This is a genomic window from Anaerosporobacter sp., from assembly GCF_965301125.1.
Window position 1 is genome coordinate 12,094 of record NZ_CBDLAM010000072.1, and the last position, 5,539, is coordinate 17,632.

Below are 5,539 nucleotides of genomic sequence, written 5' to 3' on the forward strand. Positions count from 1 at the left end.
GAAAAGTGACTTACTACTAGATTTAGAATTTGCCATTAATAATGGAAATGATATTAAAAGAAATAAATTATTATTATTTTTGGAAAGTTTGTGTGAGTTATCTATGTTTTACATCTTATTGAAAAGAGATGATGAAAAAGTTAAAAAAAGACAGGAAATACAATTAAAAGAACAATTAGTAAAAGAAATATGTGAAAGTTTAAATTGGATAAATCCTCAAGATGTTTTATTATTCAAGATGCGATAGTAATCCATTGTAGCATAAGCAATTTACTACTTGCGTTTAATGGTGGTCATATTTGAGCATTTAGCAAAAGAAGCACTTCTTCTATCAATTCACGTAGAAAGTGCTTCTTTTCTTACAAAGTATCCAATTCAAAATCCTCCCACTGAAACTGCTTTTTATTGTCATAGCAGCGATTGCTTACCATCAGCTCAGTGTCTTTGGAAAGCTGTACTTTCTCAAAGTAGAAGTCCTTGTGGAAGAAGTGTTCTGCTAGCTTCATTTTCATGACACGTTCTGCATCTGTTTTACTGAAAGTGGTATCTGATTTAGGCGGAGTACTCCTGCAAAAGTAAAGGAAGGGGTACTTTGCCATGTGTAGGTACTCAGCTACTTTCTTGTGAAAAGGTGCATAGTTGTACCCTTTGATTCCACAGGTTGTGCCATACATACCATTCCAGGGGTAAATACCATTATGGCTGTGAAGATACTGGAAGAAATTGGTGACATCAAGAGTTTTCCCTGTGCAGAAAAGCTGGCACAGTTTGCTGGGATAGCACCGATTCATTTATCTTCATCTGGTAAAGGGAAGGATAAAGCAACTAAGCAGGGTAACAGACGATTACAAGCGACTATCTATTTCCTCGCCATTCAGATGATACAGGTATCCAAGAATGGAAAGCCAAGACACCCCATGTTTCGTGCGTATTATGAGAAGCGGAAAGCAGAGGGTAAGAACGGACAACAGGCTCTTATCTGCATTTGTAGAAGATTAATTAGTATTATTTATGGAATGTTGAAAAATGGTACGGAGTACCGTATGCCAGTCCTTAAAAAAGCTGGCGAGAAGTTGTAGTAAAAATAGGAAAAATATGATAGGATTTTAAGCAGATACCTTGGTCGGCTCTGGTTTATATATTCTTTTTCAGAGGATGGGGTATAGGCTTGAATTAATATAAGAGTTAAGAGTGTCTGTCAAGGGTGGTAGTAATGCAAAGAGCATTTGATATTGTTGAGTATGGAGATAAAACGCCAGGATTAGAGAATCATCATGGAGTATTAGATGTATGGGCGACACATAATATCGAGGGTTATAAGTCGAGGAAAAATAAATCCACAACAATTGCATTAACATCTGAACAACATGCGGCTACAAAATTAGTATATAGGGATTGGCTCTATGAGAAAACAGGTAAAAAAGTTGGCGGAAAAGTTGATTGGACAAATGTATTATCGCAAGAAATGCAAGCTTTTTCAGAAAGAATGTTTGATGCAGCAAATGTTCCTGCATCTGCAAGAAGTGATGAAATTAGAAAAACTCCTGAATGTACTGTATATAGCTCTTGCTGTTTACCAGCATTAAGTGCTGGAGTTGAATTACCTAATGATTTAAAAGTGTTTTATTAAAATTGTGGTGGTGAAATCCAGAAGAAATTGTATTAGCGAATCCAATTATCGTGGGAGAACTTTGTGAGGATGATATATCGTCAGAATGGTATATTATTTGTAAGGATACAGAAAGTAATTATATTACTATTGACTTGGCAAAGAAGAGATTGGGAAAATGTTATGATAGTTTCTGGGATAGGCATGGAGTAGTAGGAGAATGTACTGTTGTTGCAAAAGACTTTACCGAACTGTTAATGCAATTATTCAGAAATCAAGGCAAAAGTCTATATTGGTTAGAAAATGATTTTGTTTATGTTGGTGATGCATACGATGATGTATAAAATTTATTATGTATCAACATAAGGACACTCCAACACCCTACCATTGTCTATAAATAATAGAAATGGCTCTTGCCAAAGGCAATTAATTTTGTAGATTATTTATAGACCTTATAGCAGCATTACCGTTCGTTGGGTCTGTTGCTGGAAATAGTATGAAATGGTTGAGTAAGGGATCTAAATGGGCAACTAAAGCGTCTAAATATGTCGATACAACCTGTAATATTATTGCAGGAACCTCTACCCTTTATCGCTCATCTGATAGTGCCTACAAAAGAGTAGAATATCTGTACGATAATTACATCAAGACAGGAAAGAAATTTGATGGTAGGGCAGCCAGGGAAGTCCTTGGTCTAGCATTAGATATAACTTCCAGCGTTCTATCAGGAAAGCAGATAAAGAGCGGCATAGGAGGATTTTGCAAGCAGGCGAAAGAGGACAGGCAGCTTAGGAAAGCGCTTGATGGATATTCTGTGGCGGATGGGAAGAAACCATATGCATTATTAGAACAATATGGAATACCATCAACATTAGATAAGTCTTCAAGGGAAGTGCTGGATGCTGGTGGGTATCAGATGAAGGCTAGTGAGGGTGGTAAGGGTTCTAATACTGGTAGAGAATATTGGAGGAATAGTGTTGAATCTGATGGTAATAAAGTGTACCAGAGAGATGATTTGTTTGACACTAACACGAAAAGTTCTTGGAAACAAAAAGGGAAAACTGTAATAGGAACAAATGTCGAAAGAATGGCAGCAGGAAATGCTCCAATTGGGTATGATGGAAAACCAATTAATTTACATCATGTTACACAAAGTCAAAAAGGTGCAATTGCTGAAGTAAGTCAATCATTCCATCAAAAATACTATTCAGTGATACATAGTAACACAGGACAATTACCGTCTGGAATTAATCGTTCGGAGATTAACTCATGGAAGAGGAATTATTGGATTAACAGGGCATTAGATTTTCAGTAAGGAGAAATGTATGGATAGGTATAATGAACTAAGACAAATTATTGAAAATGCAGGAGATTCGGTGGAATTTGCTGAGTTTGGCGAAGGGGTTTCAGATAAATGGATATCCAAAGCGGAAAGGAGATTAAATATATTATTACCAGAATCATATAAATGGTGGTTGAAAAATTATGGTGGTGCTGAAATATATGGAGAAGAAATATTTAGTATATATGAACAAGATTTTGATTCAGTAATTGGTGGAGATATAGTTTATATGTATGAACAAAATAAAAAAATATATCAGTTTTCTAATAATATACTAGTAATTTGTGAGACTGAGGATGAGATGTTTTATTTTGATACTTCTGAGGATAAGATAGATAATGAGTATTCGATATATACAATTAATACAAGAGAATTATATGCATATGATTTTATTGAGTTTCTAGAGAAACGAATTTTAAATTAAATTATGTCTATACTTTAGGATTTCCAAGTCCCTAAAAAAATCTATCTCCTACAAGTTCACTAAGTGAATGCTATGTAGGGGATAGATTAATTTAGTCCATTACCGAATGAAATGGATTATGATGGATATCAGATGAAGACTATTTAGGGTGGCAGTTCCTTAAATACTACATTGTCATTTGAAAAAGTATAGAAAAACTTGAACAATCTGGATTAAACCAGAGCAAACAGTCACATTACCCACGAAAGGAAGAATAATGCAAGGATACAACTGTATAATGATATATAACGTAGAACGAGATAAATTGTTATTCTGTAAGCGAATAAAGGAACCATATAAAGGACTATACAACTTTGTTGGAGGGAAAATCGATCTAGGAGAAGAGGGCTTTACAGCTGCGTACCGTGAACTATATGAAGAAACAGGAATTCGTTCGTGTGATATTAAGCTGAATCACATGATGGATTTTACCTATTATAACCAAGACTGCTATGTAGAAGTATATGTTGGATATTTACAACGAGAGGTGGAATTGAAAGAAGAGTTTCATCCATTATATTGGCTAGAGTTGAACGAAGATTTCTTTAACACGAATCGATTTGCTGGAGAAGGTAATATTGGACATATGGTAGAACAGGTGGTACGTTATGGAAGTGGCGTTGATACAATGGTGGATACACAGTATCAAAGTCGACTGGATAAGAATAGTTTATCAATTGGTGTAGATGGTTGTAAAGGTGGTTGGATTGTAGCAAGTATCGACCATGGTACATTAAAGATTGAGAAGAAGAACTCAATAGGTGAAATAGTTACACAATACTCAGGATTTGATAATTTCTTAATCGATATGGTGATTGGCTTACCAAGTAGTAAAGAGCAGATAAGACCAGATTCATATGCAAGACAGATTATTAAAGAACGTTCCTCTACCATATTTCCAGTACCGTGTAGACAAGCAATTTATGCAGAAAATGTAGCTGAGGCATATGAAGAAAATGTACGTGTACTTGGTAAGAAATTTACTCCTTTGACAGTAGGAATTATGCCAAAGATTCGGGAATTAGATAGCTTTTTACAAGAACATGACCAATATAAGAATGTGATTTTAGAAAGTCATCCAGAGGTATGCTTTGCACGATTAAATGGTAAGACAATATTATCAAAAAAATCGGAGTACGATGGCGTTGCTGAAAGAGTACACATTCTAAATAAGTACTTACCACACTTAGAAATAAATGATTTGATGCAAATGGCAAAAACCTACCGATGTAATGTTGATGATCTTATTGATGCAATATGTCTAGCTGTAACAGCCAATCTAGCGAAGCAAGGGTTATGTGTGACGATACCTGATAAACCAATGTTAGATGAGACTGGATTAAAGATGCAGATGGTGATTGGGAAAGCAGTTGGATCTGTCTGAAAAAGAGAAATTCCAATACGGAAGTGGTACTTCTTGATATTGAATTTAATGAATAGTATTAAGAAAAGCAATCATGTTGTCTTCATTAAGGGACAATATGATTGCTTTTCTGTATGTAATAGTATCTCTAATATCTATAGTAATAATAGAAATACTGGCCATCTTTGATGAAAGCGGTGACATCTCCGGTGGTTAAATTAAGATTTTTCTCCTTTAACTTATTACTACTTATTTTTATTGTACATGTTTTGCGACTATATCCTGCTACATTAACTTTTAGGTCACTAAAAGTTTTTTCGCCTATTAAACTGTTATTATTATAAACGCAAAAGTTTCCGGAAAGTGAAACAATATTATTACTTGTATTATTTATGATTACGAACTGGACTGCTAAAGTAGAGCCATCATACTCTGCATGTTTTGGTAATACATATACATCACCGTATTGTGCATATTGAGAATTTGTTTCATAATTGCACTGATTCTTCTTAACCGTAACGTAGCATTTGTAAGTAATGCCTTTACACTTAGCGGTAATCTGAGCTTTCCCAACTCGTTTTCCCTTAATATAACCATTTTTACTAACAACTACCACACTTGGATTTGATGATTTCCATATTACTTTTTTACCCTTTGATCCAGTTAATTTCAGTCGGTCAAGCTCACCTCGTACCAGACTCGTCTTCTTGCTACTTAATGACATATTCTTAACTTTAATTTTACAAGAATACGTAATACCAT

At 34.8% G+C, this 5,539-nt stretch carries 7 protein-coding genes and 2 pseudogenes; 8 read left to right on the forward strand and 1 reads right to left on the reverse strand.

Going from position 1 to position 5,539, the window contains the following annotated elements; genetic code table 11:
- The 8 genes and pseudogenes from ACW2QF_RS09760 to ACW2QF_RS09795 form a co-directional block, all read left to right on the forward strand.
- On the forward strand, positions 1-247 hold a 247-nt coding region (locus ACW2QF_RS09760), incomplete at its 5' end, for a hypothetical protein (RefSeq protein ID WP_455715812.1).
- A 451-nt stretch (positions 248-698) separates the two neighbouring features.
- Positions 699-839, forward strand: a pseudogene (locus tag ACW2QF_RS09765) (transposase); the annotation flags it as partial.
- Between the two features lie 51 nt (positions 840-890).
- Positions 891-1,079: pseudogene (locus ACW2QF_RS09770) on the forward strand (hypothetical protein); the annotation flags it as partial.
- Positions 1,080-1,213: 134 nt separating this feature from the next.
- Entirely contained in the window at positions 1,214-1,630 is a 417-nt protein-coding gene (locus ACW2QF_RS09775; protein ID WP_455715813.1) for a hypothetical protein, read from the forward strand.
- A gap of 50 nt (positions 1,631-1,680) precedes the next feature.
- Complete coding sequence (locus ACW2QF_RS09780; RefSeq protein ID WP_455715814.1) at positions 1,681-1,953, forward strand: SMI1/KNR4 family protein; 273 nt, start codon at positions 1,681-1,683, stop codon at positions 1,951-1,953.
- Positions 1,954-2,105: 152 nt separating this feature from the next.
- Entirely contained in the window at positions 2,106-2,924 is an 819-nt protein-coding gene (locus ACW2QF_RS09785; protein ID WP_455715815.1) for an HNH/ENDO VII family nuclease, read from the forward strand.
- 10 nt (positions 2,925-2,934) lie between these two features.
- Positions 2,935-3,375 carry an SMI1/KNR4 family protein gene (locus tag ACW2QF_RS09790; protein ID WP_455715816.1) on the forward strand — a complete coding sequence of 147 codons (441 nt, stop codon included), beginning with the start codon at positions 2,935-2,937 and terminating at the stop codon, positions 3,373-3,375.
- 277 nt (positions 3,376-3,652) lie between these two features.
- Positions 3,653-4,798 carry a DUF429 domain-containing protein gene (locus tag ACW2QF_RS09795; protein ID WP_455715817.1) on the forward strand — a complete coding sequence of 382 codons (1,146 nt, stop codon included), beginning with the start codon at positions 3,653-3,655 and terminating at the stop codon, positions 4,796-4,798.
- 127 nt (positions 4,799-4,925) lie between these two features.
- Here ACW2QF_RS09795 and ACW2QF_RS09800 read toward each other — a convergent pair.
- Positions 4,926-5,539 (reverse strand): Ig-like domain-containing protein (locus ACW2QF_RS09800; protein ID WP_455715818.1); only part of this gene is annotated, 614 nt, incomplete at its 5' end.

Bases quoted from the DNA above. Each gene is read 5' to 3' on its own strand.
- ACW2QF_RS09785 (WP_455715815.1), top strand. From the start codon at position 2,106: ATGAAATGGTTGAGTAAGGGATCTAAATGGGCAACTAAAGCGTCTAAA.
- ACW2QF_RS09790 (WP_455715816.1), top strand. From the start codon at position 2,935: ATGGATAGGTATAATGAACTAAGACAAATTATTGAAAATGCAGGAGAT.
- ACW2QF_RS09795 (WP_455715817.1), top strand. From the start codon at position 3,653: ATGATATATAACGTAGAACGAGATAAATTGTTATTCTGTAAGCGAATA.
- ACW2QF_RS09775 (WP_455715813.1), top strand. From the start codon at position 1,214: ATGCAAAGAGCATTTGATATTGTTGAGTATGGAGATAAAACGCCAGGA.